Annotated in this window: 22 protein-coding genes and 1 riboswitch; of the genes, 17 read left to right on the top strand and 5 right to left on the bottom strand. The window is 63.4% G+C overall.

Translation table 11 applies throughout. The annotated features are described in order from the left end of the window. Positions 1–17 precede the first annotated feature (17 nt). The gene (thiC, locus tag ABEA02_RS13065; RefSeq protein WP_345533433.1) at positions 18–1,943 is read right to left on the bottom strand and encodes a phosphomethylpyrimidine synthase ThiC; all 1,926 of its coding nucleotides are present in this window, start codon (positions 1,941–1,943) and stop codon (positions 18–20) included. A gap of 51 nt (positions 1,944–1,994) precedes the next feature. Next, positions 1,995–2,106, bottom strand: a riboswitch (TPP riboswitch). A gap of 129 nt (positions 2,107–2,235) precedes the next feature. On the opposite strand from thiC, the gene ABEA02_RS13060 reads away from it, so the two are divergent. Together ABEA02_RS13060 and ABEA02_RS13055 are read left to right on the top strand one after the other, a co-directional pair. Continuing rightward, positions 2,236–2,841: a hypothetical protein gene (locus ABEA02_RS13060; protein ID WP_345533432.1), complete on the top strand. Its 606-nt coding sequence runs from the start codon at positions 2,236–2,238 to the stop codon at positions 2,839–2,841. Between the two features lie 112 nt (positions 2,842–2,953). Then, a complete protein-coding gene (locus ABEA02_RS13055) occupies positions 2,954–3,664 on the top strand; it encodes a hypothetical protein (RefSeq protein WP_345533431.1) in 711 nt (236 codons plus the stop codon). A gap of 61 nt (positions 3,665–3,725) precedes the next feature. Here the strand turns inward: ABEA02_RS13055 and ABEA02_RS13050 are convergent, their stop codons facing one another. The 3 genes from ABEA02_RS13050 to ABEA02_RS13040 all read right to left on the bottom strand — a co-directional run bounded on the left by ABEA02_RS13050 (position 3,726) and on the right by ABEA02_RS13040 (position 7,125). Continuing rightward, positions 3,726–5,405: a TRAP transporter large permease gene (locus tag ABEA02_RS13050; protein WP_345533430.1), complete on the bottom strand. Its 1,680-nt coding sequence runs from the start codon at positions 5,403–5,405 to the stop codon at positions 3,726–3,728. Beyond that, complete coding sequence (locus ABEA02_RS13045; protein ID WP_345533429.1) at positions 5,402–6,010, bottom strand: TRAP transporter small permease; 609 nt, start codon at positions 6,008–6,010, stop codon at positions 5,402–5,404. The genes ABEA02_RS13050 and ABEA02_RS13045 overlap by 4 nt, the downstream gene beginning before the upstream one ends. 101 nt (positions 6,011–6,111) lie before the next feature. Then, positions 6,112–7,125, bottom strand: coding sequence for a TRAP transporter substrate-binding protein (locus ABEA02_RS13040; RefSeq protein WP_425584681.1), 1,014 nt, complete (start codon positions 7,123–7,125; stop codon positions 6,112–6,114). Positions 7,126–7,317: 192 nt separating this feature from the next. Between ABEA02_RS13040 and ABEA02_RS13035 the strand changes: the two genes are divergently transcribed. The 15 genes from ABEA02_RS13035 to ABEA02_RS12965 all read left to right on the top strand — a co-directional run bounded on the left by ABEA02_RS13035 (position 7,318) and on the right by ABEA02_RS12965 (position 25,408). Next, on the top strand, positions 7,318–9,318 hold the full coding sequence (locus ABEA02_RS13035; protein WP_345533425.1) for a sensor histidine kinase: 2,001 nt from the start codon (positions 7,318–7,320) through the stop codon (positions 9,316–9,318). Next, positions 9,315–9,953 carry a response regulator transcription factor gene (locus ABEA02_RS13030; protein WP_345533423.1) on the top strand — a complete coding sequence of 213 codons (639 nt, stop codon included), beginning with the start codon at positions 9,315–9,317 and terminating at the stop codon, positions 9,951–9,953. Before ABEA02_RS13035 ends, ABEA02_RS13030 begins: the two co-directional genes overlap by 4 nt. A 75-nt stretch (positions 9,954–10,028) precedes the next feature. Then, positions 10,029–10,892, top strand: a complete 864-nt coding sequence (locus ABEA02_RS13025) for a phosphoribulokinase (RefSeq protein WP_345533421.1) — start codon at positions 10,029–10,031, stop codon at positions 10,890–10,892. A 44-nt stretch (positions 10,893–10,936) separates the two neighbouring features. After that, entirely contained in the window at positions 10,937–12,748 is a 1,812-nt protein-coding gene (locus ABEA02_RS13020) for a sensor histidine kinase (RefSeq protein ID WP_345533420.1), read from the top strand. Positions 12,749–12,975: 227 nt separating this feature from the next. After that, entirely contained in the window at positions 12,976–14,994 is a 2,019-nt protein-coding gene (gene tkt / locus ABEA02_RS13015) for a transketolase (RefSeq protein WP_345533419.1), read from the top strand. A 67-nt stretch (positions 14,995–15,061) separates the two neighbouring features. Beyond that, positions 15,062–16,063, top strand: coding sequence for a type I glyceraldehyde-3-phosphate dehydrogenase (gene gap, locus ABEA02_RS13010; protein WP_345533418.1), 1,002 nt, complete (start codon positions 15,062–15,064; stop codon positions 16,061–16,063). A 23-nt stretch (positions 16,064–16,086) separates the two neighbouring features. After that, on the top strand, positions 16,087–16,722 hold the full coding sequence (locus ABEA02_RS13005) for a hypothetical protein (RefSeq protein WP_345533417.1): 636 nt from the start codon (positions 16,087–16,089) through the stop codon (positions 16,720–16,722). Positions 16,723–16,744: 22 nt separating this feature from the next. Continuing rightward, positions 16,745–17,929 (top strand): phosphoglycerate kinase, encoded by a 1,185-nt coding sequence (locus ABEA02_RS13000; protein WP_345533416.1) that lies wholly within the window; start codon positions 16,745–16,747, stop codon positions 17,927–17,929. Positions 17,930–18,064: 135 nt separating this feature from the next. Continuing rightward, complete coding sequence (gene pyk, locus ABEA02_RS12995) at positions 18,065–19,492, top strand: pyruvate kinase (RefSeq protein ID WP_345533414.1); 1,428 nt, start codon at positions 18,065–18,067, stop codon at positions 19,490–19,492. A gap of 207 nt (positions 19,493–19,699) precedes the next feature. After that, positions 19,700–20,764: a class II fructose-bisphosphate aldolase gene (fba, locus tag ABEA02_RS12990; RefSeq protein ID WP_345533413.1), complete on the top strand. Its 1,065-nt coding sequence runs from the start codon at positions 19,700–19,702 to the stop codon at positions 20,762–20,764. Between the two features lie 334 nt (positions 20,765–21,098). Then, entirely contained in the window at positions 21,099–21,881 is a 783-nt protein-coding gene (locus ABEA02_RS12985) for a 3-hydroxybutyrate dehydrogenase (protein WP_345533411.1), read from the top strand. A gap of 86 nt (positions 21,882–21,967) precedes the next feature. After that, positions 21,968–22,240: an oxidative damage protection protein gene (locus ABEA02_RS12980; protein ID WP_345533410.1), complete on the top strand. Its 273-nt coding sequence runs from the start codon at positions 21,968–21,970 to the stop codon at positions 22,238–22,240. 70 nt (positions 22,241–22,310) lie between these two features. Next, on the top strand, positions 22,311–23,201 hold the full coding sequence (locus tag ABEA02_RS12975) for a phosphoribosylaminoimidazolesuccinocarboxamide synthase (protein ID WP_345533408.1): 891 nt from the start codon (positions 22,311–22,313) through the stop codon (positions 23,199–23,201). A 580-nt stretch (positions 23,202–23,781) separates the two neighbouring features. Then, on the top strand, positions 23,782–24,885 hold the full coding sequence (locus tag ABEA02_RS12970) for an EAL domain-containing protein (protein ID WP_345533407.1): 1,104 nt from the start codon (positions 23,782–23,784) through the stop codon (positions 24,883–24,885). 40 nt (positions 24,886–24,925) lie between these two features. After that, complete coding sequence (locus ABEA02_RS12965; RefSeq protein WP_345533406.1) at positions 24,926–25,408, top strand: tetratricopeptide repeat protein; 483 nt, start codon at positions 24,926–24,928, stop codon at positions 25,406–25,408. Positions 25,409–25,506: 98 nt separating this feature from the next. Here ABEA02_RS12965 and ABEA02_RS12960 read toward each other — a convergent pair whose 3' ends face one another. Continuing rightward, positions 25,507–26,373, bottom strand: coding sequence for an HDOD domain-containing protein (locus tag ABEA02_RS12960; RefSeq protein WP_345533405.1), 867 nt, complete (start codon positions 26,371–26,373; stop codon positions 25,507–25,509). Between the last annotated feature and the right edge of the window lie 88 nt (positions 26,374–26,461).

Here is a 26,461-nt window from a genome sequence, read left to right as displayed (position 1 = left end):
TCAGCGGCGCGGGGCGATCACACCTTGTGATACACCTTGGCGCCGGTCTTCACGAACTCGACCGACTTGGTCTCCATTCCCTTCTTCAAGGCGTCGATCTCGCTGATGCCTTGCGCGGCCGCGAAGTCGCGCACGTCCTGCGTGATCTTCATCGAACAGAAGTGCGGGCCGCACATGGAGCAGAAGTGGGCGACCTTGGCGCCTTCCTGCGGCAGGGTTTCGTCGTGATAGCTGCGCGCGGTGTCGGGGTCGAGGCCGAGGTTGAACTGGTCTTCCCAGCGGAACTCGAAGCGCGCCTTGCTCATGGCGTTGTCGCGGATCTGGCTGGCAGGGTGGCCCTTGGCGAGATCGCTGGCGTGCGCGGCGATCTTGTAGGCGATGATGCCGGCCTTGACGTCATCCTTGTTCGGCAGGCCGAGGTGTTCCTTGGGCGTGACGTAGCAGAGCATGGCGCAGCCGTACCAGCCGATCTGCGCAGCACCAATGGCGCTGGTGATGTGGTCGTAGCCGGGGGCGATGTCAGTCGTCAGCGGGCCCAGCGTGTAGAACGGTGCTTCGTCACACCATTCCAGTTGCAGGTCCATGTTCTCCTTGATGAGCTGCTGCGGAACGTGGCCGGGGCCTTCGATCATCACCTGCACGTCGTGCTTCCATGCAATCTGGGTCAGCTCGCCGAGCGTCTTGAGTTCGCCGAGCTGCGCTTCGTCGTTGGCGTCCCAGATCGAGCCGGGGCGCAGGCCGTCGCCGAGCGAGAAGCTGACGTCGTAGGCCTTCATGATTTCGCAGATCTCTTCGAAGTGCGTGTAGAGGAAATTTTCCTTGTGATGCGCGAGGCACCATTTGGCCATGATGGAGCCGCCGCGCGAGACGATGCCGGTCATGCGATTGGCGGTCATCGGCACGTAACGCAACAGCACGCCGGCGTGGATGGTGAAGTAGTCGACGCCTTGCTCGGCCTGCTCGATCAGCGTGTCGCGGAAAATTTCCCAGGTGAGGTCTTCGGCCTTGCCATTCACTTTTTCGAGTGCCTGATAGATCGGCACGGTGCCGATGGGCACGGGGCTGTTGCGCAGGATCCATTCGCGCGTTTCGTGAATGTTCTTGCCGGTGGAGAGGTCCATCACCGTGTCGCCGCCCCAGCGGATCGACCACGTCAGCTTGTCGACTTCTTCCTGAATGCTGGAGGTGACGGCGCTGTTGCCGATGTTGGCGTTGATCTTGGTGAGGAAGTTGCGGCCGATGATCATCGGCTCGCTCTCGGGGTGGTTGATATTGGCCGGGATGATGGCGCGGCCACGGGCGACTTCGTCGCGCACGAACTCGGGGGTGATCACTTCGGGGATGCTGGCGCCGAAGCTCTGGCCCTTGTGGATGCGGCCCATGAAGGCGGCCATCTTTTCGCCATTGGGGCCGGTGGCCTTGAGCGATTCGATGTAGGCGGCGCGGTTGAGGTTCTCGCGGATGGCGATGTATTCCATCTCGGGCGTGATTATGCCTTTGCGCGCGTAGTGCATCTGCGTCACATTGCCACTGAGATTGCCGCCAGCTTTGGCGCGACGGGGTTTGCGCTGCAGGTTGAAGCGCAGCTCGTCGAGCGCCTTGTCGGCTTCGCGCGCGCGGCCGTATTCGCTTGTCATGCCGTCGAGTTGCTCGGTGTCGCCACGCTCTTCGATCCATTTGGCACGGAGTGCGGCGAGGCCATTGCGCACGTCAATCTTCACGGCCGGGTCGGTGTAGGGGCCGGAACAGTCGTAGACGTAGATCGGCGGATTCTTCTCGCCACCGAAGGCGGTGGGCGTGTCAGCCTGGGTGATCTCGCGCATGGGCACGCGGATGTCGGGACGCGAGCCTTCGAGATAGACCTTGCGGGAATTCGGCAAAGGAGCGATGGCGGCTTCGTCGACGTGGGCGCTCGAAGCGATGAATTTTTCGTTGGCGTTCATGGTGTGGCTCCTCGGGTGACAGGGGTACAGCGGAGAGGAGCCGCGCAGGCAGGGCGCCGGCGCTTGCTTTCCCTACGCCGGTATCACCCGGATCAGGTTCAAAGGGTATTTCTCACTGTTCCACCCCGTAAAAACCGGCGTGTACAGACCCCCAGCAGTGCCCCGCACCTTACTGAAAAGCACGCTCACAGGCAAGCAGCGGCCCTTTATCGGCCCGGCTTGGCGAAGCGCTTCAGCGTCGGCCTGAATATCCGTAAACCGATCATTGGATACAGTCATTCCGAGGTAGATCATGCGTTTGACGATTCTTGCCACCAGTTTTGCCCTCGTGCTGTCTGCCTGCGCCATGACGCCAGAAGCGGACACACCGCCCCCCGCCAGCGTCGCAGCGGTACCGACCCCCGCCGTGTCAATGCCGGTGGCGCCCGAAGAGACGGCGCCGGCTGTCGAGCGGCCGCTGGTCGTGACGCCCGCTCCGGAACGCAAGCCTGTCACCGCCAAACCAAAATCGACTGCAGCCAGCGAATCCGCCGACAGCAAACGCAGCGCCGTCCGCACCACGACCGCCGGCAGCCCGACCGTTGCTGTCGCGCCAGGGGCCAAGCCCGTGCCCGGCCCGGAGACCGGCATCATGCGCATCTCGATGACGACCAACAACACTCCGCCCGTGGTTGCCAGGGCGCCGCTGCAAGGTCCATCCTGGCTCAAGTCCTGCAAGAACCGCCAAGACCAGGGCGACGTGATCATGTGCGATGCCGACACCCTGCTGGCCTACCCCGGCGAGAAGGTGCTGGTGTATTCGCGAGATGCCCGCAAGGTCGGCAAGCTGCCCAATGGCGGCAAGGTCGTGTTGCGCGAGAGCCTGCCGAATGTCTATCGCTTCTTCGTGTTGCAGTAGGCGGTTTGGCCAAGTGACTGACGGCACTTTCTAATCAATCGGGTTTTCCCGTATCGTTACCGGGAACAAGCGCTTGGCGCTTGCCCCGTCGCCAGCCGATACGGAGTTGCCCGTGCGCCACACAGCCTCAGTCATTTCGGGTTCATGCCTTGCCATTCTCTTCGGCTTGTTCAGTGCCTGCGCGCAATTCCCGGATGTCGGGGAGGCAGACGCTGAAGCGCCGACCGTCGCCGCTCAATCGGCGCCCGTGTCGCAGGAGCCCTCGCCAGCAAGCTCCGGCCCCGTCGCGCCCAAGGCTGAGTCCGCTCAGCCCGCCGCACCGCCCCCCGCCGACCAGTCATCCGACCCCGCTGAAACGCCACCCACGGTTGAGCAGTCTTCCGCTGTGCCTGACCCTGTGCCCGCTACACCTGTGCCCGCACAGGACGAGGAGCGTCCCGCATCCGGGCTGGTCCTGCCGCCCTCCTCTGCGGACCCCACAAGCCCACCTGCAAGCCCCATCGCCCCCAAGGCGAAGCCTGCGACACCAGCGTCCCCACCTGCTGCCACCAGTGCAAGCCGAAGCAGTGCGGCTTCGTCGAACGCAGCAGCAAGCATTGGCGCGCAACCTGCGCCGCCGATCACCGGGCCGGCATGGCTGAAGGGCTGCAAGTCGGTACAGCGTCAGGGCACCGTGATCATGTGCGATGCCGACACGCTGCTTGCACCACCGTCAGACAAGGTGCAGGTCTATACCCGCGACCCCAGACTGGTTCCGAAATCTGGTGGCATGGGCGTACGCGAGAGCCTGCCCGCACAGTACCGGTTGTTCATCCTGCAGTAGCAAAAACTGCCTCGAAAAAAGAAGGGCCGGTAATGCCGGCCCTTCTCTTTTTGCCCGCTGATCAGTTGATCATGCCAAGGGTGCGCGGCAACCACAGCGAGAGATCCGGCCAGTAGGTCACGGCGCCGAGGAAAACCAACATGGTCAGCAGCCAGGGCCACACGGCCACGGTCAGCTCGGTGATGCCCATCTTGGCGATGCCGGAAGCGACGTACATGTTGAGCCCCACCGGCGGGTGGCACATGCCGACTTCCATGTTCACCGTCATCATGATGCCGAAGTGCACCGGGTTGATGCCCAGCTTGATGGCGACGGGGAACAGGATGGGCGCCATGATCAGCACGATGGATGAGGGCTCCATGAAGTTGCCCGCCACCAGCAGCATGACGTTCACCGCCAGCAGGAAGGCGATAGGCCCGAGGCCTTGCGCCAGCAGCCAGTCAGCGAGGTGCTGCGGGATCTGCTCGTTGGTGAGGATGAAGCTGAACATCACGGCATTGGTGATGATGTAGAGCAGCATCGCGCTCATGTTGGCCGAGGACAGCAGCACGCGCGGCACGTCGCTGATCTTGAGGTCCTTGTAGACGAACACGGCAACGACGAAGGCATACACCGCGCTCATCGCGGCAGCTTCGGTCGGCGTGAACACGCCGCTGTAGATGCCCCCCATGACCACCACGATGAGCAGCAGGCCCCACACGCTCTCCCAGTAGGCGCGCCAGACTTCGAGCGACTCCCACAGCAGTTCGAAGCGGAAGGTCGGCGCGATCTGCGTGTGCGCACCGCAGGCCTGGATGAGCGTGATCCAGCCCAGCATCACGGCGGCGGTCAGACCGACTGCCGGGCCCATGGACTGGATCTCGAACACACTCAGGGCCGCAATGCTTGCGTAGATCGGCACTGCCACCACGATGAGGCCGATGTAGACGATGCGCGTGGCCCACTTGTTCTTCGTTGCCCAGGGCACCAGCGCGAGCCACACGAGACTGGCGATCACGTAAGGCAGGCCACCTTCGAGCCACAGCGACAGCAGCTTGCCGATCACAAAGGGCGGCGCCACCGTGAACATCAGCGCGAAGAAGGCGCCGAAGGCACTGCCGATGGAGGCCTGCAGGCTGCTGCGGTCCTTGAACATCTGCACGCGCGGATAGCCGTGCTTGCGCGCGAGGTACCAGGTGGTAGCGCCCAGCATGGTGGCCAGCACCAGCCCGGGGATGACGCCGGCCATGAACAGCGCACCGACCGAAGTGTTGGTCGCCACCGAGTACATCACCATCACGATCGAGGGCGGGATGAGGATGCCCAGCGCACCCGAGGTGGTGATGACGCCGGCACCGAACTTGTTCGGGAAGCCCGCTTTCACCATGGCCGGCATCAGAATGGAACCGATCGCCACCACCGTTGCCGGGCTGGAGCCCGATACCGCCGCGAACAGCGCACAGGCCACCACGCCCGCCAGACCGAGACCGCCCGGCAGATGCCCGACCACCGAGGTGGCGAAGCGGATCATGCGCGCGGCCACCCCGCCATGGGTGAGGAAGTTGCCGGCAAGGATGAAGAACGGGATCGCCATGATCTCGAACTTCTCGATACCGGTGAAAAGCTTCAGCGCGACGGCCTCGATGGGCACCTGCGTCATCGTGAAGAGAAAGGTCAGCACGGTCAGGCCCAGCGAGATCGAGATGGGCATGCCGGTGAGCATGAGGGCGATGAGTAGCCCGAAGATGATGGCGCCGTTCATTTCGCGGCCTCCGGTTGTTCCTGTTCATCCATGCCATCAACGTGGGCATGGTCGTGATGCGGCAGCTCACCCGTGCGACGGAAATTCCACGCCACCTGCAGGAAGCGGAAGCACATCAGCGAGGAACCAAGCGGAATGGCGAGGTAGACGGCCCACTTGGGCCAGTCAAGATCGCTGGTGTTGCCGCCTGACAACGCGTCGGTGGTCAGGCCCAGCGACGAGAAGGTGAAGTAGTGCATGCCGCCGTCCCACACCAGCTTGGCGCCCAGAGTGGCGACAATGCCGGTGAAGACCGCACCGGCCAGCAGGCCGAACAGCACGAATTTTCTGCGCCATGGTGCGGAGAGCTGGTTGATGACGACATCAACCCCAACGTGGATGCCGGTGCGCACGCCGTAGGCTGCGCCGAACTTGGCCATCCACACGAACATGATGATGGTGAGTTCCTGCGCCCAGGACAGGTTCAGGGAGATCAGCCAGTCCTGCAGACCGGGAATCGCATACCCGGAGAGGTAACGGTGCATCACGGCCACAAAGACGATGAGCGTCGCCGCTCCCATCAGGGTCGAGATGATCCATTCCTCGAGGTGGTCGAGAAATTTCATAGGGTCGAGTGAGGCGTAAGGAGTGAGGAGCGAAAACCGGGCAAGTGTGGAAAGAGGCGAGGGATTAACTCCTCACTCCTCTCTCCTCACTCATCCCTGCCTCAAAGCTTGTCCGGGTCGAAGCCGGTTTCCTTGTAGATCGACTGCAGCAGCTCGGCGCCGATGCGGCCAGCGTGCTCCTTGTGCACCTTCGCCATGGCCTTCTTCAGCTCCAGGCGCTCGGCAGCGGTCGGCACGATGATGGTGGTCTTGCCGGACTTGCGCACGGCTTCGACGTCTTCGTCGTTCTTCTTCTTGGCGATGTCATTGGCGTACTTGGTCGCCTCGACCATGGCTTCGTCAAGAATCTTGCGCTGGTCTGCCGGCAGGCCGTCCCAGAACTTCTTGTTCACGATCACGGCGTAGCCCAGATAGCCGTGCTGCGAACGCAGCATGAACTTCTGCACCTCGTGCATCTTCTGCGTGTAGAAGTTCGACGGCGGATTCTCGGTGCCATCCACCACGCCCGTCGACAGTGCCTGATAGACCTCGGAGAAGGCCATCACCTGGGGATTGACGCCCAACGCACGCATCTGGCTATCGAGCACTTTGGAGGACTGGATGCGCATCTTGAGCCCCTTGAAGTCTGCCGGTGTCTTGAGCGGCTTGTTCGCGGAGAAGTCCTTGAAGGCGTTGTCCCAGTAAGCCAGGCCGACGATGCCCTTGGGTTCGAGCTTCCTGAAGAGAGCTTTGCCGATCGGCCCCTGGGTTACCTTGTGCAGCTCGGCGTAGTCATCAAAGATGAAGGGCAGGTCGAAAGCCTCGAAGTCAGGCACGCCCAGCGGGCCGAACTTGGCCAGCGAGGGCGCCAGCATCTGCACCGAACCGAGCTGCAGCGCCTCCATCTCCTCGCCATCCTTGTAGAGCTGGCTGTTCGGGTAGACCTCGACCTTGAGCTTGCCGCCGGAGCGCTTGGCGACCAGATCGGCGAAGTAGTCGGCGGCAAGGCCCTTGGGAGTGTCCTTGGCCACCACGTGACTGAACTTGATGACAACGGGGCTCTGGGCCGCCGCCGGCAATGCCGCGCAGAGCAGACTCAACGCGCTGGCGGCAAGAAAAGAACGACGAATCATGATGGTGTCTCCGTTATTGTGTGAGTGGCGCGCACGGCAGTCGCCGAAGCGGCCTGACACACGCGGCGGACTGGCCTTGTTAGGGTCTGCCCGAGCTTGCCCGACAGGGCGGGTGATGGATTTATAGTGGCATTGCCTGCGCGGCTCCATTGTGGAGTTCCACAAGACAGGCCAGCCCCTGAATGTTTCCTTCGCATGCTTGAACGCATCTTCCCTTCCACCACCAGCCATTGGCACTGGCGCCTGCCGACCTTGGTCGCGCTTGGCTTGATTACCGGTGTGGTCGGCTTTGTCGTGCTGACACTGCGTCAGGATCAGCAGGAGCAGCGCGCCGCGATGCTGTCCGATGTACTCTGGCTGGAGCAGAACCTGCGTTTCCAGTTCGAGCGCAATGAAGAGCTGCTTGGCCGTCTCGGCGCCGACCTGCTCAGCAATGGCAGCAACGCCGCTGCAATCAGCCGTGCAAAGCAGGCCCTCACGCAGGACACCGGCCTGGGCGACCTGATCTGGCTCGATGCACGGCGCCGCGAACTGGGCCGCCTGCCACCACACGAGGTGGTTGCGAGTCCCGCCCTGCAAGCCTCGATGGGTTCAGCCATCCAGCGCGCACGCGCCTTCGGCAAGCCAGCGTATTGCGAAGTCGCCGAGGACCTTGGTGGCACCAACCTGTGCGTTGTCGTACCCAGTTTCGAAGGCACTGAACTGCAGGGCTACGTCGTCGGCCTCTACCCGCTGCAGCGCCTGCTCGGCAGCCAGGTGGCCTGGTGGTTCTCGGAGCGCTATCGCCTCACCGTGCAGGATCAGCAGGGCCGCGAAATTGCCAGCAAATCCCGCGTCGCCGTACTCAACCCGCAGCTCAGTTACGAAGTGCCCTTCGACCCGCCCGGCAACGGGCTGATGCTGCACGTCGAGGCCTACAAGACCGGCTCGCGCGTTGTGCCACTGATTTTCGGCGCGGCTGTCATGCTGTTCGCTGCCGCCCTGCTGTGGAGCCTGTGGGCACTGCTGCGCCACATTCGCCGCCGCCATGACGCCGAGCTGGCCCTGCAGCGCGAATACAACCTGCGCCGCGCAATGGAAGACTCGTTGCATACGGGTCTGCGCGCGCGGGACCTTGCGGGCAACACGACCTACGTCAATCGCGCTTTCTGCGAGATGGTGGGCTGGTCGGCAGAAGAGCTGATCGGCAAGAGCTCGCCGATGCCTTACTGGCTGCCCGAGGAGATGGAGACCACGACCGCCATGCACCAGCGCGTACTCGCTGGCGAAGTGTCACATCAGGGTTTCGAGCTGCGCTTCCGCCGCAAGAGTGGCGAAGTGTTCGATGCGCTGATCTACGAAGCACCGCTCATCGATGGCGAGGGCAAGCACTGCGGCTGGATGGCCTCGGTGCTCGACATCACCGACCGCAAGCGCGCCGAAGACCTTGCCCGCACGCAGCAGGAGCGCCTGCAGGCCACGGCGCGCCTCGTGACGACTGGCGAGCTGGCGTCCACTCTGGCGCATGAGCTCAACCAGCCGCTCGCCGCCATTTCAACCTATGCCAGCGGCTGCATCACGGGCCTCGCCAATGGCGTGCCGCATGCGCAACTGACCGAGGTGATGCAGAAGATCTCGCATCAGTCGCAACGTGCCGGCAACATCATTCGCCGCATCCAGAATTTCGTCCGTCGCAGCGAACCTCGCATCGAAGACGTCGACCTCATGCGCGTCGTGCGCGAAGCCGCTGCCCTGCTTGAAAGCGCCGCCCACAAGCGCCAGGTACGCATTGCACTGGCCTTTCCGCACGAAATACCCAGCCTGCGCGGCGACAACACCCTGCTTGAGCAGGTCGTCGTCAACCTCATGCGTAACGGCATGGACGCCATGAACGAAACACCGGTCAACGAACGCCAGCTGCGCGTCAGCGTCGCGCGTCTGCCTGACACCATCGAAATCAGCGTCAGCGACCGCGGCTGCGGCATTCCGGAAGAAAGCCTCGAAAAGCTCTACTCCCCATTTTTCACCACCAAGCCCGAAGGCATGGGCATGGGCCTCAATATCTGCCGCTCCATCATCGAATGGCACCGCGGCCGCCTGGGCTTCATCCCCAACCCCGGCGGTGGCACCATCTTCCAGGTCAGCCTGCCCCTGCCTGGCGCCCCTGCCATTACGAGCAGCGACACACCACGCGAAGCCGAAGCCACACCCACATGAACCATCACGCCACCATCTCCCCTGCTGCCGCTGCGCCCATCGTGCACATCGTCGACGACGACGAAGCGATCCGCGATGCACTGGGCTTCCTGCTCGACGTGCAGGGCATTGCGCATCAGAGCTGGACGGATGCCGAACACTTCCTGCTCGACTACCGCGACAGCATGCGCGGCTGCGTGCTGCTTGATGTGCGCATGAACGGCATGACAGGGCAGGAGTGCCACGACCTTCTGCTGCAGCGTGGCTGCACGATGCCGGTGATTTTCCTCACCGGTCACGGTGACGTGCCGATGGCTGTAGAAGCCCTGCGCGCAGGCGCCAGCCACTTCATCGAGAAACCGCCGCAGGAAGCACAACTGCTCGCCGCCGTGCGCGAAGCCCTGCAGCGCGACGCCGCGCAACAGCGCCTGATTGACGGCCAGCGCGCCATGCAGTCGCGCATCGACCAGCTGAGCCCGCGCGAGCGCGAAGTGATGCAGTTGATCCTCGATGGCCGCCTCAACAAGCAGATCGCCGACGAGCTGGATATCAGCATGCGCACCGTCGAAGTTCACCGTGCCAACATCTTCGACAAGATGGGCGTGCGCTCGGCCGTCGAGCTCGCCGGCATGCTGGCACGCGCACTGCCGGCCTGAGCAGTACAGCCGGCTTGCCGGACAAGGTCGCTACCACTTAGGATGTAGGTCAACCGTCCGGTAGCAGGAGCCACGATGTCCGCGCAGCACCCCATCATCGCTGTCACTGGCTCCTCCGGCTCCGGCACCTCGACGGTCGGAAAATCCTTCGACTGGATTTTCCGCCGCGAGAAGCTCAAAGCGGCCAAGGTTGAAGGCGACGCCTTCCATCGTTACGACCGTGCCGAAATGCGCCGCTTCATCGACGACGCTGAACGTGCGGGGCGCCGCGGCCCCAGCCATTTCGGGCTGGAGGCCAACCACATGGACCGCCTCGAAGCCCTGTTCGCCGGTTACGGCCAGCACGGCACCGGCGCCCGGCGACGCTATCTGCACGACGAAGCCGATGCGCAGAAGGCAGGCTTACCCCCCGGCAGCTTCACGCCTTGGGAGCCACTGCCCGAAGACACCGACCTGTTGTTCTACGAAGGCCTGCACGGTGGCGTGGTGGTGGATGGGATCGACATCGCGCGCCATGTGGATCTGCTGGTGGGTGTAGTGCCCATCATCAACCTCGAATGGATACAGAAGCTGCATCGCGATACGAATGTGCGCGGCTACTCGACGGAAGCCGTACAGGACACCATCCTGCGGCGCATGGATGACTATGTGAAAGTCATCGTGCCGCAGTTCTCGCGAACCCACATCAACTTCCAGCGCGTCCCAGTGGTGGACACATCCAATCCGTTCATCGCACGTGAAGTACCCAGCGCTGACGAGACCATGGTGGTGATCCGATTCCGCGATCCGCGCGGCGTAGATTTCCCGTACCTGCTCAACATGCTGCACGGCTCATTCATGAGTCGCATCAACACGCTGGTAGTTCCCGGCGGAAAACTGGATATCGCGCTACAACTGATCATGACGCCGCACATCCTGCGGCTGACCGGACGCGACTAGAACAAACACAAGGGGCAAACCAAGCCCCGTACCAGGAGGCAACCTTGCAGACGGATTCGTCAGCGGCAGCGCCATCCATCCCGGGCGCCGACCCGGGAGTCATCTTCGTGACGCGCCTCTGGCGCTTCATCCTCTTTGTCGTGGTGCCCGTGACCATCATGGTCTGGCTCTACGCACCGCCCGCATGGCCGCAGCTGTTCGTCCTGCCGGCGCTGGTTGCGACCTCGCTCGGCATGCGCGAAGCCTTGCGTCGCAACCGCTTGCGACTGTCTGTAGGCCTGCTGCAATGGGGCATGCTGGCAACCCTGACCATGCAGTGCTGCCTCGTCAACGGCATACGCACGCCAACCGTCATGGGTTACCCGGTCCTGCTGTCCCTGTCAGGCTGGCTGCTGGACCGGCGCTCGACGATACGCGCCCTGCTGGCAACGCTGGTCATTCTCACCGTGCTGGCCGCGCTCGATGGCACCTTCTGGACCGAGCAGGTGCCACGCCTCGCCGTGCATTACTGGGTGACAGTGGCGCTGATCTGCTGCGTGACGGCCATGCTGACCCTGCACATCTCCGAAAGCCAGCAACAGACGCAGACCATCATCCGCGACAACCGCGATGCCATGGCGCGCCAGATCCGCGACCTGCAACGCACGCGAGACCGGCTGGCCACGCTGTCGAACGTCAATCCCGTACCGGTCAGTGTCACGCTTGTGAGTGACGGCACCTACCTCGAAGCCAACCCCGCCTGGCTACGCCTGTCCGGCTGGTCTCGCGAAGAAATGGTCGGCAGGCGCTCCACCGATCTCAACATCTGGCGATCCCAGGAAGAGCGCGACACCTTTGCCAACCTGATGCGCGCACAAGGCTACGTCAGTAGTCTGCCCGCGACGTTCCGCATGCGTGACGGGCAGGAACGGCACTTCCTGCTGAGCGCCGAACTGGTCGACTACGACGAACAGAAAGCCATCTTCTCTGCTTTCGTCGATGTCACCGTGCTGCGCCACACCGAAGAGGCTCTGGCCACCCTCAACCACGAACTGGAGCAGCGCGTCAGAGAGCGCACGGCCAGCCTCACGCAAGCCATGGACATCCTGCGCCGTGCGCAGGACGAGCTCGTGCAGTCCGACAAGCTGGCTTCGCTGGGCTCGGTAGTCGCCGGCGTGGCGCACGAGCTCAACACGCCGATCGGCAACTCGGTGCTGATCACCTCGACGCTGGCGCAGGGCCTGCGCAGCGTACGCGAGGCCTTCGAACAGGATGCCCTGCGCAAATCAGCCCTCGCCAGTCACCTCGAAGAATCCGCGCGTGCCGTATCCCTGCTGGAGAGCTCACTGAGTCGGGCCAGTCACATGGTGGCGAGCTTCAAGCAGGTTGCCATCGATCAGAGCTCGGAACGCCGCCGCAGCTTCAACCTGCATGAGCTGGTGCGCGACATCTGCGAAACCCTGCGCCCCGGCATGCGCCATCAGGCCTGGCGGCTCGAAGCCGACCTCGTCGAAGGCCTGCAACTCGACAGCTACCCCGGACCGCTGGGGCAGGTCATCAGCAACCTCGTGCAGAACGCTTTCTTCCATGGCCTGCAGGAGAACGCGCCGGGCATGGTGCGCATCAGGATGTGGCGCGACGACGCGGAGCACGTCTCGCTGAGCGTTGAAGACAACGGGCGCGGCATCGACCCCGCCGTGATCGGCCGCATCTTCGACCCCTTCTTCACGACCCGGCTGGGCCAGGGCGGCTCCGGCCTTGGTCTTTCCATCGTTTACAGACTGGTGACCACCGTGCTGGGTGGTCGCATCCAGGTCGAATCCCGCCTCGGCGAAGGCACGTGCTTCACGGTCAGCCTGCCGATCACGGCGCCCTGAGCCGGAGCCCGGCGCCAGCCTTGCGACAGGTCAACGCCGGGCTGGCGGCGCGTGCTAGGGTAAACACTTAGTCAGGCTGATCTGGGCGCAGGCGAGCTCCACAAATTTGCATCTTGCAGATTTCGCAATGCAGCACGCGCGCCCAATGGCCCGGAAATTCGCGGATAATTGCGGGTTCTCAGCCCATCCGGGCCGCCATCCCCCGCAGGCTCCGCGCCGTCACAGCAATGCAGAAGACCCATACCCCGATCGCCTTCAATCCCGTTACCGGCGCCATCCGTGCGCTGGCGATGGATGCCGTCCAGCAAGCCAATTCCGGCCACCCCGGCATGCCCATGGGCATGGCCGAAATCGCCGAAGTCGTGTGGCGCCACAACCTGCGCCACAACCCGGCCAACCCGGCCTGGGCCAATCGCGACCGCTTCGTGGTGTCGAACGGCCACGGTTCCATGCTGCATTACGCCCTGCTGCACCTGACGGGCTATGACCTGCCGATCGACGAACTGAAGAAATTCCGCCAGCTGGGCTCGCTGACCCCGGGGCACCCCGAAGTGCACCACACGCCGGGCGTCGAGACCACCACCGGCCCGCTGGGTCAGGGCATCACCAATGCTGTCGGTTTCGCGCTGGCCGAGAAGATGCTGGCCGCCAACTTCAACCGTCCCGGCCACACCATCGTCGATCACCACACCTACGTCTTCCTCGGTGACGGCTGCCTGATGGAAGGCATCAGCCACGAAGCCGCTTCGCTGGCCGGTACCTGGGGCTTGGGCAAGCTGATCGCCTACTACGACGACAACGGTATCTCCATCGACGGTGAAGTCGAAGGCTGGTTCACCGACGATACGCGTAAGCGTTTTGAGTCTTATGGCTGGCAAGTCATCGGCCAGATCGACGGCCACGATGCTGCCGCACTCGCCAAGGCCACGGCTGAAGCAAAGGCCGACACGCAGCGCCCGACCCTGATCATCTGCCGCACCACCATCGGCGCCGGTTCGCCGAACAAGGCGGGCACGGCGGATTCGCACGGTGCGCCGCTGGGCGCTGCCGAGATCGCGCTGGTACGCGAAGCCATCGGCTGGTCGCACGCGCCCTTCGAAATCCCCGCCGAGGTGTACGCCGCCTGGGACGCCAAGGCCGCTGGCGCCAAGGCTGAAGCCGAGTGGAACGAGCGCTTCGCCGCCTACGCCGCCGCCTTCCCTGAACTGGCCGCCGAGTTCAAGCGTCGCCTCGCGGGCGAGCTGCCAGCCGGCTTCAAGGCTGCTGCCGACGCGCTGATCGAAAAGGTGCAGGCCAAGGCCGAGACCATCGCCACGCGCAAGGCCTCGTTCAACGCCCTCGAAGCGCTGGGCCCCGTGATCCCCGAACTGCTGGGCGGCTCGGCCGACCTGGCGGGTTCCAACCTGACCATCTGGTCGGGCAGCAAGGAACTCCCACCGGGCTCGAACGCTGATGCGGCCGGTGTGAATTACGTGAATTACGGCGTGCGCGAATTCGCCGAAGTGGCGATTGCCAACGGCATTGCGCTCCACGGCGGCTACATCCCCTACACCGCCACCTTCCTCGTCTTCTCGGACTACTGCCGCAGCGCCATTCGCATGGCCGCGCTGATGAAGATCCGTCAGGTCATGGTGTTCACGCACGACTCCATCGGCGTCGGCGAAGACGGCCCGACGCACCAGCCGGTCGAGCACACCGCCTCGCTGCGCCTGATTCCCAACCTCAATGTCTGGCGTCCGGCCGACACGACCGAGACCGCCGTCGCGTGGATCCACGGCATCGAGAACGCCGACGGCCCCACGCTGCTGGCCCTGACGCGCCAGAACCTGCCTTTCACCGCACGCTCGGCGCAACAGATCGCCGACATCCGCAAGGGCGGCTACGTGCTGAGCGATGCCGCGGACGCCAAGGCTGTCCTGATCGCCACCGGCTCCGAAGTCGGCGTAGCGCTGGGCGCGCAGAAGCTGCTCGCCGAGAAGGGTGTGGCAGTGCGCGTGGTGTCGATGCCCTGCAACCGTCTGTTCGACGCGCAGGACAAGGCTTACCGCGACGCCGTGCTCGGCAAGGGGCTGCCCCGCGTGGCCATCGAAGCAGGCGTGTCGGACGGCTGGTACAAGTACGTCGGTCTCGATGGCGCCGTCATCGGACTGGACCGTTTCGGCGAGTCCGCACCCGGCGGCACGCTGTTCAAGCATTTCGGCTTCACCCCCGAGCGCGTGACGGAAACCGTCATGTCCTTGCTGTAATAAACTACGTGGTTCGTCGGGCGCCCCCTATGCCCGGCAGCGATAGCGAGAAACTGGAGAACATCAAATGACGATCAAGGTAGGTATCAACGGTTTTGGCCGCATCGGCCGCATGGTCTTCCGCGCAGCGGTGCAGAACTTCAAGGACATCGAGATCGTGGGTATCAACGACCTGCTCGAACCCGACTACCTCGCCTACATGCTCAAGCACGACTCCGTGCATGGCCACTTCAAGGGCGAAGTCGCCGTCGATGGCAACACCCTGATCGTCAATGGCAAGAAGATCCGCCTCTCCGCCGTCAAGAACCCCGCTGAACTGAAGTGGGACGAAGTCGGCGCTGACGTGGTCGTCGAATCGACCGGTCTGTTCCTCGACAACGCCACCGCCTCGGCTCACCTGACCGCCGGCGCAAAGAAGGTCGTGCTGTCCGCCCCGTCGAAGGACGACACCCCGATGTTCGTGTATGGCGTGAACCACGACAAGTACGCCGGCGAAGCGATCATCTCCAACGCTTCCTGCACCACCAACTGTCTGGCCCCGATCGCCAAGGTGCTCAACGACAACTTCGGCATCAAGCGCGGCCTGATGACCACGGTGCACGCTGCCACCGCCACGCAGAAGACTGTTGATGGCCCGTCGAACAAGGACTGGCGCGGTGGCCGCGGCATTCTCGAAAACATCATCCCGTCCAGCACGGGCGCAGCCAAGGCCGTTGGCAAGGTCATCCCCGAGCTGAACAAGAAGCTCACCGGCATGTCCTTCCGCGTGCCGACCTCTGACGTTTCGGTGGTCGACCTGACTGTCGAGCTGAACAAGGACGCGAGCTACGAAGAAATCTGCGCCGCCATGAAGGCTGCGTCGGAAGGCCCGATGAAGGGCGTGCTCGGCTACACCACCGAGAAGGTCGTCTCGACCGACTTCCGTGGCGAAGCCCGCACCTCGGTGTTCGACGCCGACGCCGGCATCGCACTGGATTCGACCTTCGTGAAGATCGTCTCCTGGTACGACAACGAATGGGGCTACTCCAACAAGGTGCTGGAGATGGTCCAGGTGGTCGCCAGCAAGTAAGACCCCTGAAAGACAGCGCAAGCATGCTTGCGCTGTCTTTCTTTCTGCCCTTGCCTTCCTCCTCCATGCCCCGTTTCCTCTCTTTCTGCCTCCCCGCCTTGCTGGCGGCCGCACTGGCGGCCTGCGCCTCGAAAGGTGACGCCCCGGCCGAAGCAGCCCCTGCACCGGCTACCGCATCCAGCAGCACCGCCTCGACCCGCACCGCCGCGAGCAGCGCCTCGCCCGGCAAGGCAGCGTCGAGCAGCAGCTCCAGCGCGCGCAGTGCGCCCGGAGGCGTACCGCCCGGCATGAATGCGCAGGGCGAGGTTGTCGATTCAAGCAAGGTGGAATCGGGCTACGGCACCAAGGTGAAGGTCGGCGAGGTCGAAGGCGAGATCACTGGCAAACCGGCAAAGACCAGCAAGTTCACGCGCCTCAAGATCGGCATGACGATGAACGAGGTGACCAAGGCCATTGGCCAACCCTCCGATCAGGGCACCTACATCACGGGCAAAGCCTTTGTGCCGTTCTACTTTGGCAGCGACCGCTATCGCTACGAGCTGGTCTACAAAGGTCAGGGGCGACTGATTTTTGCCGGTGAAGGCGGTTTCGGCTGGAGCTGGGGCAATGGCACCCTGATCTGGATCATCCACAACGCGAATGAAGCCGGCAAGCGCTGAGACTTGCAGGAAAATCCAGACCATGAAATTCCGCCAGCTCAGCGAACAGGACCTCCGCGGCAAGCGTGTGTTCATCCGCGCCGACCTGAATGTGCCGCTCACCGAACGCGGCACGATCAGCAGCGATGCGCGTATCAAGAGCGCACTCGCCGCCATCCGCATGGCACTCGACGGCGGTGCGGCCGTGATGGTTACCTCGCATCTTGGCCGTCCCAAAGAGGGCGACCCCTCGCCCGAAGACTCGCTGGCCCCGGTTGCTGCGCGGATGAGCGAACTGCTCGGCCTGAGCGTGCGCCTCGCGACCAACTGGATCGATGGTGGCTTCGAGATCAAACCCGGCGAAGTCGTGCTGCTCGAAAACTGCCGCCTCAACCGTGGCGAGAGCGCCAACAGCGAAGCGCTTGCCGCACGCATCGCTCGCCTGTGCGATGTCTATGTGTATGACGCCTTCTCGACCGCACACCGCAACGAAGCCACCATCCACGCGCTGGCTCTGGCCGCGCCCGCAGCGTGCGCCGGCCCGACCATGGCGGCCGAGATGCAGGCCTTCAACCGCGCACTGGTGGAAGCCGACCGCCCGCTGACCGCCATCGTCGGCGGCGCCAAGGTGTCCACCAAACTGGCCATCCTCAACAACCTCGCCGACAACGTCGACCAGCTCATCGTCGGTGGCGGTATCGCCAATACCTTCCTGCTTGCCGCCGGTTTCCCGGTCGGCAAATCGCTGGTCGAGACGGAAATGGTCGAGGATGTCAAACGCATCATCATCCGCATCGCCACGCGCGGTGCGACCGTGCCTATCCCGACTGACGTGGTGGTCGCCAAATCCTTCTTCGCCTCAGCCGAAGCCGCCGTCAAATCCGTGCGCGACGTGCAGCCCGACGAGATGATCCTCGACATCGGTCCCGCGACTGCCGCGCGCTATGCCGCCCTGCTTGGTCAGGCTCGCAGCATCATCTGGAACGGCCCGCTGGGCGTTTTCGAGTTCGAAACTTTCGCCCACGGTACACGCACAGTCGGCGAAGCCATCGCAGCGGCCCCGGCCTATTCGCTGGCCGGCGGCGACGACACCATCGCAGCGATCTCCCGTTTCGGTCTCGGAGATCGCATCGACCACATTTCCCACGCTGGCGGCGCTTTCCTGGAGTTCCTGGGCGGCAAGAGCCTGCCTGCCATCGACGCGCTCACGCGGCGCGCCGAAATCTGACGCTAAGATTCGCCACCTGAAATCCATCCCATGAAAAAGCCGACCGCGGCAAAAGCCGGAGCCAGACGCAAGATCACGAGCCCCGACACCTCTCCCTCTCTCCCTGCCAACATTACTTCCTATGAAGGGGTAAGCATGCAACGCCATACCAAGATCGTCGCCACCCTCGGCCCGGCATCCAACGACGCCGAAGTGCTCGAACGCCTCATCCGCGCCGGGGTCGACGTCGTGCGCCTGAACTTCTCGCACGGCAAGGCCGAAGACCACATCAACCGCGCCAACATCGTGCGCGAGGCTGCCCGTCGCGTTGGCAAGCCGGTCGCCATTCTCGCCGACCTGCAGGGTCCGAAGATCCGCGTCGGCAAGTTCGCCAACGGCAAGACCTTCCTCGACAAAGGCCAGAAATTCATCCTCGACGCAGCCTGCGAGCTGGGTAACGACGAGCGCGTGGGCCTCGACTACAAGGACCTGCCGAACGACGTGAAGGTCGGCACCATCCTGCTGCTCAACGACGGCGCCATCGTGCTGGAAGTCGAGAAAGTCATCGGCACCGAGATCCACACCGTCGTGCACTACGGCGGCGAGCTGTCGAACAACAAAGGCATCAACCAGAAGGGCGGCGGCCTCACCGCCCCGGCGCTGACTGCCAAGGACATGGAGGACCTCAAGACGGCTGCCCAGATCGGCATCGAGTACGTCGCCGTCTCCTTCCCCAAGAACGCCGCCGACATGTACATGGCGCGTACCCTGCTCAAAGCCGCCGGCAGTAACGCGCTGACGATTGCCAAGATCGAGCGCACCGAAGCCGTCGAACCGAACACCCTGCGCGAGATTCTCGAAGCCTCGGACGGCGTGATGGTCGCCCGCGGCGACCTGGCGGTGGAAGTCGGCGAAGCTGCCGTGCCGGCTCTGCAGAAAAAGATGATCAAGCTGGCACGCGAGATGAACAAACTCGCCATCACCGCGACCCAGATGATGGAGTCGATGATCACCAGCCCCGTGCCGACGCGCGCCGAAGTGTCGGACGTCGCCAACGCCGTGCTGGACGGCACCGACGCCGTGATGCTGTCGGCCGAGACCGCCGCCGGCAAATACCCGGTCGAAGTCGTCGAGACCATGGCGCGCATCTGTGAGGAAGCCGAGAAGTCCTACCCCAATACCTTGGACCAGGACTTCCTCAACCGCACCTTCACGCGCATCGACCAGTCCATCGCCATGGCCGCCCTGTTCTCGGCCCACCATCTCGGCGCCAAGGCCATCGTGGCCCTCACCGAGTCCGGTTCGACCGCCTTGTGGATCAGCCGCCTGCGTTCAGGCATCCCCATCTACGCGCTGACCTCGCAACAGGACACCATCGGCAAGCTCGCGATGTTCCGCGAAGTCTTCCCCATCATCATGCCGCGCATCACGGATAGCCGCGACCACCTGCTGCAAGAGGCCGAACTGACCCTGCTCAAGCACAAGCTGGTGCAGCCGGGCGACATCGTCGTCATCACTGTCGGCGAGCCCCTGGGCCAGTCCGGTGGCACGAATAGCCTCAAGATCGTGCGCATCGGCGGCTGACAGTCGTTACGCTCAATGAAAAAGCCCGCACCTCTTTGTGCGGGCTTTTTTCTTGTGACTCGCGGCGCTGGCAGCGTGGCAGATTGCACGCCCCTGCCCACCGGTAGGTAGCAATATCAATGCCTTGGCAACACGCCCCGCGATACAATCCGGGGTCAAAGAATTCCATCCAATCCCAGCAAACCCCAACGTCTTACGGAGAACCCCATGGCCCTCGTTTCCATGCGCCAGCTGCTCGACCACGCTGCAGAAAACAGCTACGGCCTGCCCGCCTTCAACGTCAACAACCTCGAACAGGTCACGGCCATCATGGAAGCGGCCGCCGAGCTCGACAGCCCGGTGATCATGCAGGCATCGGCTGGCGCGCGTAAGTACGCGGGAGAAGCCTTCCTGCGTCACCTCATCTCCGCCGCCGTCGAGGCCTATCCGAACATCCCCATCGTCATGCACCAGGACCACGGCCAGAGCCCTGCCGTCTGCATGGCCGCGATCAAGAGTGGTTTTTCCTCGGTGATGATGGATGGCTCGCTGATGGAAGACGGCAAGACGCCTTCCTCCTACGAATACAACGTTGCTGTCAGCAGCGAAGTCGTCAAGTTCTCGCACAGCATCGGCGTCACAGTCGAAGCCGAACTCGGCTGCCTCGGCTCGCTGGAAACCGGCATGGCTGGTGAAGAAGACGGTATCGGCGCCGAAGGCAAACTCGATCACAGCGCCATGCTGACTGACCCCGAGCAGGCCGCCGACTTCGTCAAGCGCACGCAATGCGACGCGCTGGCCATCGCCATCGGCACCAGCCACGGCGCCTACAAGTTCACGCGCAAGCCCACGGGCGACATTCTCGCCATCGATCTCATCAAGAAGATCCACGAGCGCCTGCCCAACACCCACCTCGTCATGCACGGCTCAAGCAGCGTGCCGCAAGACCTGCTCGCCATCATTCGCGAGTACGGCGGCGACATCGGCGAAACCTATGGCGTACCCGTCGAAGAAATCGTGCAAGGCATCAAGTACGGCGTGCGCAAGGTCAACATCGACACTGACATCCGCCTTGCCATGACCGCTGCGATCCGCAAGTACATGGCCGAAAACCCCAGCAAGTTCGACCCGCGCGACTACCTCAAGCCCGCGCGCGAAGCCGCCAAGCTCATCGTCAAGGCGCGCTTCGAAGCCTTCGGCTGCGCCGGCCAGGCCAGCAAGATCAAGCCCGTGCCGCTGGAAAAGATTGCCGCGAAGTACAAGAGCGGCGAGCTGGCGCAGAAGGTCAACTGAGCCGTACCGCCCCGCATGAAAGCCCCGCTCAGGCGGGGCTTTCATTTTGGCGCGGCGCCAGACCATCGGCGCGTGTTCTGCCATGTTCCGCTGCAGCCCAAATGCATTCAGGAACGAGGCATGAAAGAGGAAACATCGCACTTTGGAGCGTTTGGCAACAGCAAAATCCGTTGCAGCCTGCCCCGCTTCAACCGCGCCGATCGCTCAACGTAGGGCTGCGCAACCTGCTGGCGGGTACGAATCGGATGACTCCGTTTCCGCCATGCTTCGCCCCCGGGCGTGCGAAGGCTGCATGCACTAGGCTTGGTCCACGGAACTCACTCAGGAGAACATCATGTTGACAGGCAGGAATGCAATCGTGACCGGCTCGACCAGTGGCATCGGGCTGGGCATGGCGGAGGCGCTAGCGGCGCAGGGCGCCAATCTGGTCATCAACGGCTTCGGCGATTCGGGTGAGATTGAAGCCCTGCGCACACGTCTTGCCAGTCAGCATGACGTGAAGGTGGTGTTCAGCCCTGCCGACATGCGCAAACCCGACGACATTGCCGCCATGATCGCGCTGGCGGACAGCGAACTCGGCGGCGTAGACATCCTCGTCAACAACGCCGGCATCCAGCACGTGTCACCCGTCGAAGACTTTCCGGTCGAAAAGTGGAACGACATCATCGCCATCAACCTGACTTCGGCCTTCCACACCACGCGACTTGTCGTACCCCAGCTCAAGCAGAAAGGCTGGGGGCGCATCATCAACCTCGCCTCCGCCCACGCGCTGGTGGCCTCGCCCTTCAAAAGTGCCTACGTCGCCGCCAAGCACGGCATTGCGGGCTTCACCAAGACCATCGCGCTGGAGCTCGCCGAAGTGGGGACAACGGTCAATGCCATCTGCCCCGGATACGTGCAGACGCCGCTGGTGGAAAAGCAGATTCCCGACACCATGAAGGCTCGCAACATGACGCGCGAACAGGTGATCCGCGACGTGCTGCTGCACGCTCAGCCCACCAAACGCTTCGTCACGGTGGAAGAGATCGGGGCGCTGGCGGTGTTCCTTTGCAGCCCCGGCGGTGCATCCATGACCGGAGCGATCCTGCAGATGGACGGGGGCTGGGCGGCGCAGTAAGGCATCCCCAGGGCAGGAACGCACGCCGGGCGCTGGCGGGGTAAAATCACTGCAGCCAGCTTTACCACTTTCAGGATTGTTACCCCATGGCCCGCACCGTTCAATGCATCAAACTCGGCACTGAAGCCGAGGGTCTCGACTTCCCCCCCGTGCCCGGCGAACTGGGCAAGAAGATCTTCGAAAATGTCTCGAAAGAGGCCTGGGCCGGCTGGATCAAGCACCAGACCATGCTGATCAACGAAAATCGTCTCAACATGATGGATCCCAAGGCGCGCAAGTACCTGATGGAACAGATGGATCGTCACTTCTTCGGCGCGGGGGCTGACGCGGCGCAAGGCTACGTGCCGCCCGCCAATTGACGCGTCGCAAGCGTTAGAATTGCCGGCAGGCCGTCCGCGTGACGGCCTCTTCATTTTTCCGGAGTCCCCCATGAGCAAGCCCCTTTTCGAATCGACCATCACCAGCCTGCAACTGCTCGGGCGCGGCAAGGTGCGCGATATCTATGCGATCGACGCGGAAAAGCTGCTCATCGTCACCTCAGACCGCCTCTCGGCCTTCGACGTGATCCTGCCCAACCCCATCCCGCGCAAGGGTGAGGTGCTCACGCAGACCGCCCTGTTCTGGTTCGACAAGCTCGCTCACGTGCTGCCGAACCAGCTCACCGGCATCGCGCCTGAAGACGTGGTGTCGGCCAGCGAGCGCGACCAGGTCGCCGGTCGTGCGCTGGTCGTCAAACGCCTCAAGCCCCTGCCCGTCGAAGCCGTCGTGCGCGGTTACATCATCGGCGGTGGCTGGAAGGACTACCTCGCCACCGGCAAGGTCTGCGGCCACACCCTGCCAGCCGGCCTCAAGCAGGCCGCCAAGCTCGAACAGCCGCTTTTCACGCCCTCGACCAAGGCCGAGATGGGCACCCACGACGAGAACATCGACTTCGCGCAATGCGCCGCCCTGCTTGGTGACGCACGTGCGAAGGAGGTCAGCGACGCCGCCATCCGTCTGTACTCTGAGGCGCGCGACTACGCCGCCACGCGCGGCATCATCATTGCCGACACCAAGTTCGAGTTCGGTCTCGACGCTGCCGGCACCCTGCACATCATCGACGAAGCCCTGACGCCAGACTCATCGCGCTTCTGGCCCGCTGACAGCTACGCCGAAGGCATCTCGCCGCCGTCCTACGACAAGCAGTACGTGCGCGACTACCTTGAGACCCTGGACTGGAACAAGACCGCCCCCGGCCCCGTCCTGCCCGAAGAAGTCGTCGCACGCACCAGCGCCAAGTACGTCGAGGCCTATGAGCGCCTGACCGGCAAGGCTCTCTGAGACAAGACCCGCCATGCCCAGGCACATAGCAGCATTCCTCCTCGCTGGCCTGAGTCTGGGTGGATGTGCCACAAAGCCTCCGCCTGTTATTGAGGGACGCTTCTTCCAGCACAGCTCCACCGATGGACTGATCAGAACCGAGATAGTCTTTCCGCACGTAGGCGGCTGCCGCTATCTGGCCAACGAAATCGCCAGCAACTTTTACAGCGGTACGATCCGCTGCAATGCAACGAGCGCGAGCCTTCCCTACGTCACGAGTCTGACTGCGCCCTACGTCAGCAGCACGGATCGACGCGCGCCAATCCTTGAAGCGTCCTACCTGGAGCGCAAGGATTGCGAGAAAACCACTGCGGAAGAAAACCGCCGTTACCCTTCGCGCCGCGTGCAATGCCTTGCGCGTAAAGACCTTCCCGCAGACACACAATCAGCTCCTTCCCCCAGCGGCTTGTGACGGCTTTATAGCGCCAACTGACTGGCCGCCTTAAAGTCAGCGCTCCAAACTGCCGAAAGTTTCTGATGGGCAGCCGTTCCCGGCTGCCATATCATTGAAAACGAAACCGACAAAAGCCGGGAGCAGAGTTTGGACAGCCCGTGGATCCTTGAATCCGTCAACGCGAACGGTACGCGTACCGAGCACGCTGTCTCACACTGGCCGTTCCGCGTCGGGCGTGATGCCGACAACGACCTGACCGTCGCCTCACCCAGCCTCAGCCGGCACCACGCCACACTGACGGGTGACATCAGCGGGCAGCTGCGCATCACCGACCTCAACAGCACCAACGGCAGCTTCGTCAATCGCACACGTGTCGAAGGCTCCTGTCTGCTCAAGGATGGCGATATCGTGCACTTTGGCACTGCCGAATTCCGCCTGCGCCACCGCACGGCGCAGATCGCCGCAAAGCAGGTGGCCTCCGAACAGCGCACGATGCTGATCCCCATGGACACCGCGCTTTCCGAGCACTTCATCCCCAACGAAACCGAGTTCCTGCAACTGCTCGATGGCCACGGCATGTCCGGCGCCGCGCAGCCCATCGTGCTCGCCGACGGCTACGAAGTCTTCGCATACGAGCTGCTGGGTCGCGCCAATCATCCGCTGTTGCCAGCCTCACCGCTTCGCCTGTTCGAACTGGCCGGCGCCTTGGGACGCGAAACCGAGCTCAGTGCAGCGTTCCGCAAGTTCGGCATCGCCCGCGCTTCGGCCCGCCTGCCCGGCCTGCCCCTGTTCGCCAACACGCACCCCAAGGAAACCTTCAGCAAGGCCTTCTTCGACTCACTGATCAAGCTGCGCCAGGAGCTGCCCGACCTCGACCTGATCATCGAGATCCACGAAACTGCCGTCACAGTGCCCGAACATCTGCGCGAGCTGACGGCACGTCTGCTCGATATCGGCGTGCGCTTCGCCTACGACGATTTCGGCGCCGGGCAGGCCCGTCTGGTCGAGCTCAGCGAGGCCCCGGCCCACTTCGTCAAGTTCGACATGGGCCTGATCCACGACATCGACTGCGCCAGCGAGCGCAAGCGGCGGGTCGTCGGTGACCTTGTCAAACTGGTGCTGGACCTGGGCTCGGCCCCGCTCGCCGAAGGCGTGGAACGCGAAGAGGAAGCCGCCGCCTGCCGCGACCTGGGCTTCCAGCTGATCCAGGGTTACCACACGGGCAAGCCCGTCGCCATCGACAAGCTGTAGGCGTAAGCTCTGCGGGCCAATGGCCTACGGAGCTTCCATCATGTCGCACAGCCTGCGCTGCCTCGTCTGCAGCATCACCCTCTGCCTCGCCAGCACCGCCTGGGCTGCCGGCAGCAATGAGCCCCCCGCCAACTCGACCGATGTGTCGAAAACCGAATTCGCTGCGGGCCGCGCCGCCATCGAGCGCAAGGACTGGGCGAATGCGATCAGCATCTTCAACGGCATCGTGACGCGCGAACCGCGCAATGCCGACGCCTGGAACTGGCTGGGCTACAGCTATAGGCGCAATCGCAAGCTGGACGAAGCCTTCAAGGCCTATGGCACGGCATTGAAGATCAACCCCGCCCACCTCGGTGCGCATGAGTACGTCGGTGAAGCCTGGCTGATGGCCGGCAAACCCGACAAGGCGCGCGAACACCTCGAAGCGCTGGCCTCACTGTGCAAGTCGCGCTGCGAGGAACATGCGACGCTCAAGAAGTCGATTGCCGATTGGCAAGCGGGACGGCAGAACCGGTACTACTGAGAGATTGGTGCATAGGTTGGGCCGACGCAGAAAGCCCAACACTTCCAACGCCACACCTTGGGCTTCGCTTTGCTCAGCCCAAGCTACTCGCTGAGAGATCAGGCCGTCAGCATCGCCAGGGCCTGTGCACGCTGCACTCGGGCTTCGTCGAGCAGGCGATTGACCACGGCGCGGTCGACGTTCTTGAATGCCTCCTGACGCATCACGATCTGCTGCTCCAGCGACAGGATGCTGAAAGGGTTCGGTGTGCCGGCAGCACTGTTGGCGAGGTAGATCACGTCCGAGAGGCGGCTGGGCGGCCACTCACCGCTCGGATTTTCCTGCTCGTCCAGCGCATGCACGATGATCTCCGGGGTGCCGAAAGCGGCCAGCACCTGCTGGCCGACGCGCTGTTGCCAGTGCAGGATGAATTCGGACATCTCGTTCTGCTCTTCAAGCAGCTCCGGGTACGCATGCACGCGCGACAGCAGGTAGAACTGACCGATGTCATGCACCATGCCGGCAAGCAGGGCAGTGTCGGGCGAGACATCGTCGAGCTGCAAGGCAATGGCGTAAGACAGCGCCGCGACGTCCAGCGTATGCCGCCACAGCTGCTCAGCAAGCCGCCAGACCGGTGCGAACTCGGTGGCGGTCGCCATCTGGTCGCCGATGACGGCCAGTGCCATCACGCGGGCATTGCTCATGCCGATGCGCATCAGGGCACGATGCACATCGGTCACCTGGTGGCCATCAGGGTTGTAGAAAGCCGAATTGGCCATACGTAGCATCTTGACCGACAACACCGGCTCCAGCCCTATCGTGCGGGCAACGGTGGCGATGCTGGCATCGTCCTCGTCCAGCGCACGGCGAATCTTCACGGCAGCCTGCATGCTGGTCGGGAAGACCAGCTCGCCACTGGCCAGTTCGCGCTCCAGGTCCGCCGAGAACTGCGCGCGGCGATCGCTTGTCGTAGTCGTGGTTTCCATGTTTCACCCCTCAATGGCTATCGCTTCAATTGGTTGTTTTCGGCAGGCGGGCCGTGTAACTTCAGTCGACACTCCCATCAGACGACGT

This window comes from Viridibacterium curvum (assembly GCF_039544165.1).
GTDB classification, from domain to species: domain Bacteria; phylum Pseudomonadota; class Gammaproteobacteria; order Burkholderiales; family Rhodocyclaceae; genus Viridibacterium; species Viridibacterium curvum.
Note: the sequence above shows the minus strand (reverse complement) of the source record. Positions and strands in the feature narration are given on the sequence as shown.

Excerpts from the sequence above, each read along its gene's own strand:
- ABEA02_RS13060 (WP_345533432.1), top strand. The coding sequence starts at position 2,236 with ATGCGTTTGACGATTCTTGCCACCAGTTTTGCCCTCGTGCTGTCTGCC.
- ABEA02_RS13035 (WP_345533425.1), top strand. The coding sequence starts at position 7,318 with ATGCTTGAACGCATCTTCCCTTCCACCACCAGCCATTGGCACTGGCGC.
- fba (WP_345533413.1), top strand. The coding sequence starts at position 19,700 with ATGGCCCTCGTTTCCATGCGCCAGCTGCTCGACCACGCTGCAGAAAAC.
- ABEA02_RS12960 (WP_345533405.1), bottom strand. The coding sequence starts at position 26,373 with ATGGAAACCACGACTACGACAAGCGATCGCCGCGCGCAGTTCTCGGCG.
- ABEA02_RS13000 (WP_345533416.1), top strand. The coding sequence starts at position 16,745 with ATGAAATTCCGCCAGCTCAGCGAACAGGACCTCCGCGGCAAGCGTGTG.
- ABEA02_RS12975 (WP_345533408.1), top strand. The coding sequence starts at position 22,311 with ATGAGCAAGCCCCTTTTCGAATCGACCATCACCAGCCTGCAACTGCTC.
- thiC (WP_345533433.1), bottom strand. The coding sequence starts at position 1,943 with ATGAACGCCAACGAAAAATTCATCGCTTCGAGCGCCCACGTCGACGAA.
- ABEA02_RS13025 (WP_345533421.1), top strand. The coding sequence starts at position 10,029 with ATGTCCGCGCAGCACCCCATCATCGCTGTCACTGGCTCCTCCGGCTCC.
- pyk (WP_345533414.1), top strand. The coding sequence starts at position 18,065 with ATGCAACGCCATACCAAGATCGTCGCCACCCTCGGCCCGGCATCCAAC.
- ABEA02_RS13030 (WP_345533423.1), top strand. The coding sequence starts at position 9,315 with ATGAACCATCACGCCACCATCTCCCCTGCTGCCGCTGCGCCCATCGTG.
- gap (WP_345533418.1), top strand. The coding sequence starts at position 15,062 with ATGACGATCAAGGTAGGTATCAACGGTTTTGGCCGCATCGGCCGCATG.
- ABEA02_RS13005 (WP_345533417.1), top strand. The coding sequence starts at position 16,087 with ATGCTTGCGCTGTCTTTCTTTCTGCCCTTGCCTTCCTCCTCCATGCCC.
- ABEA02_RS13045 (WP_345533429.1), bottom strand. The coding sequence starts at position 6,010 with ATGAAATTTCTCGACCACCTCGAGGAATGGATCATCTCGACCCTGATG.
- ABEA02_RS12985 (WP_345533411.1), top strand. The coding sequence starts at position 21,099 with ATGTTGACAGGCAGGAATGCAATCGTGACCGGCTCGACCAGTGGCATC.
- ABEA02_RS12980 (WP_345533410.1), top strand. The coding sequence starts at position 21,968 with ATGGCCCGCACCGTTCAATGCATCAAACTCGGCACTGAAGCCGAGGGT.
- ABEA02_RS13050 (WP_345533430.1), bottom strand. The coding sequence starts at position 5,405 with ATGAACGGCGCCATCATCTTCGGGCTACTCATCGCCCTCATGCTCACC.
- ABEA02_RS12965 (WP_345533406.1), top strand. The coding sequence starts at position 24,926 with ATGTCGCACAGCCTGCGCTGCCTCGTCTGCAGCATCACCCTCTGCCTC.
- tkt (WP_345533419.1), top strand. The coding sequence starts at position 12,976 with ATGCAGAAGACCCATACCCCGATCGCCTTCAATCCCGTTACCGGCGCC.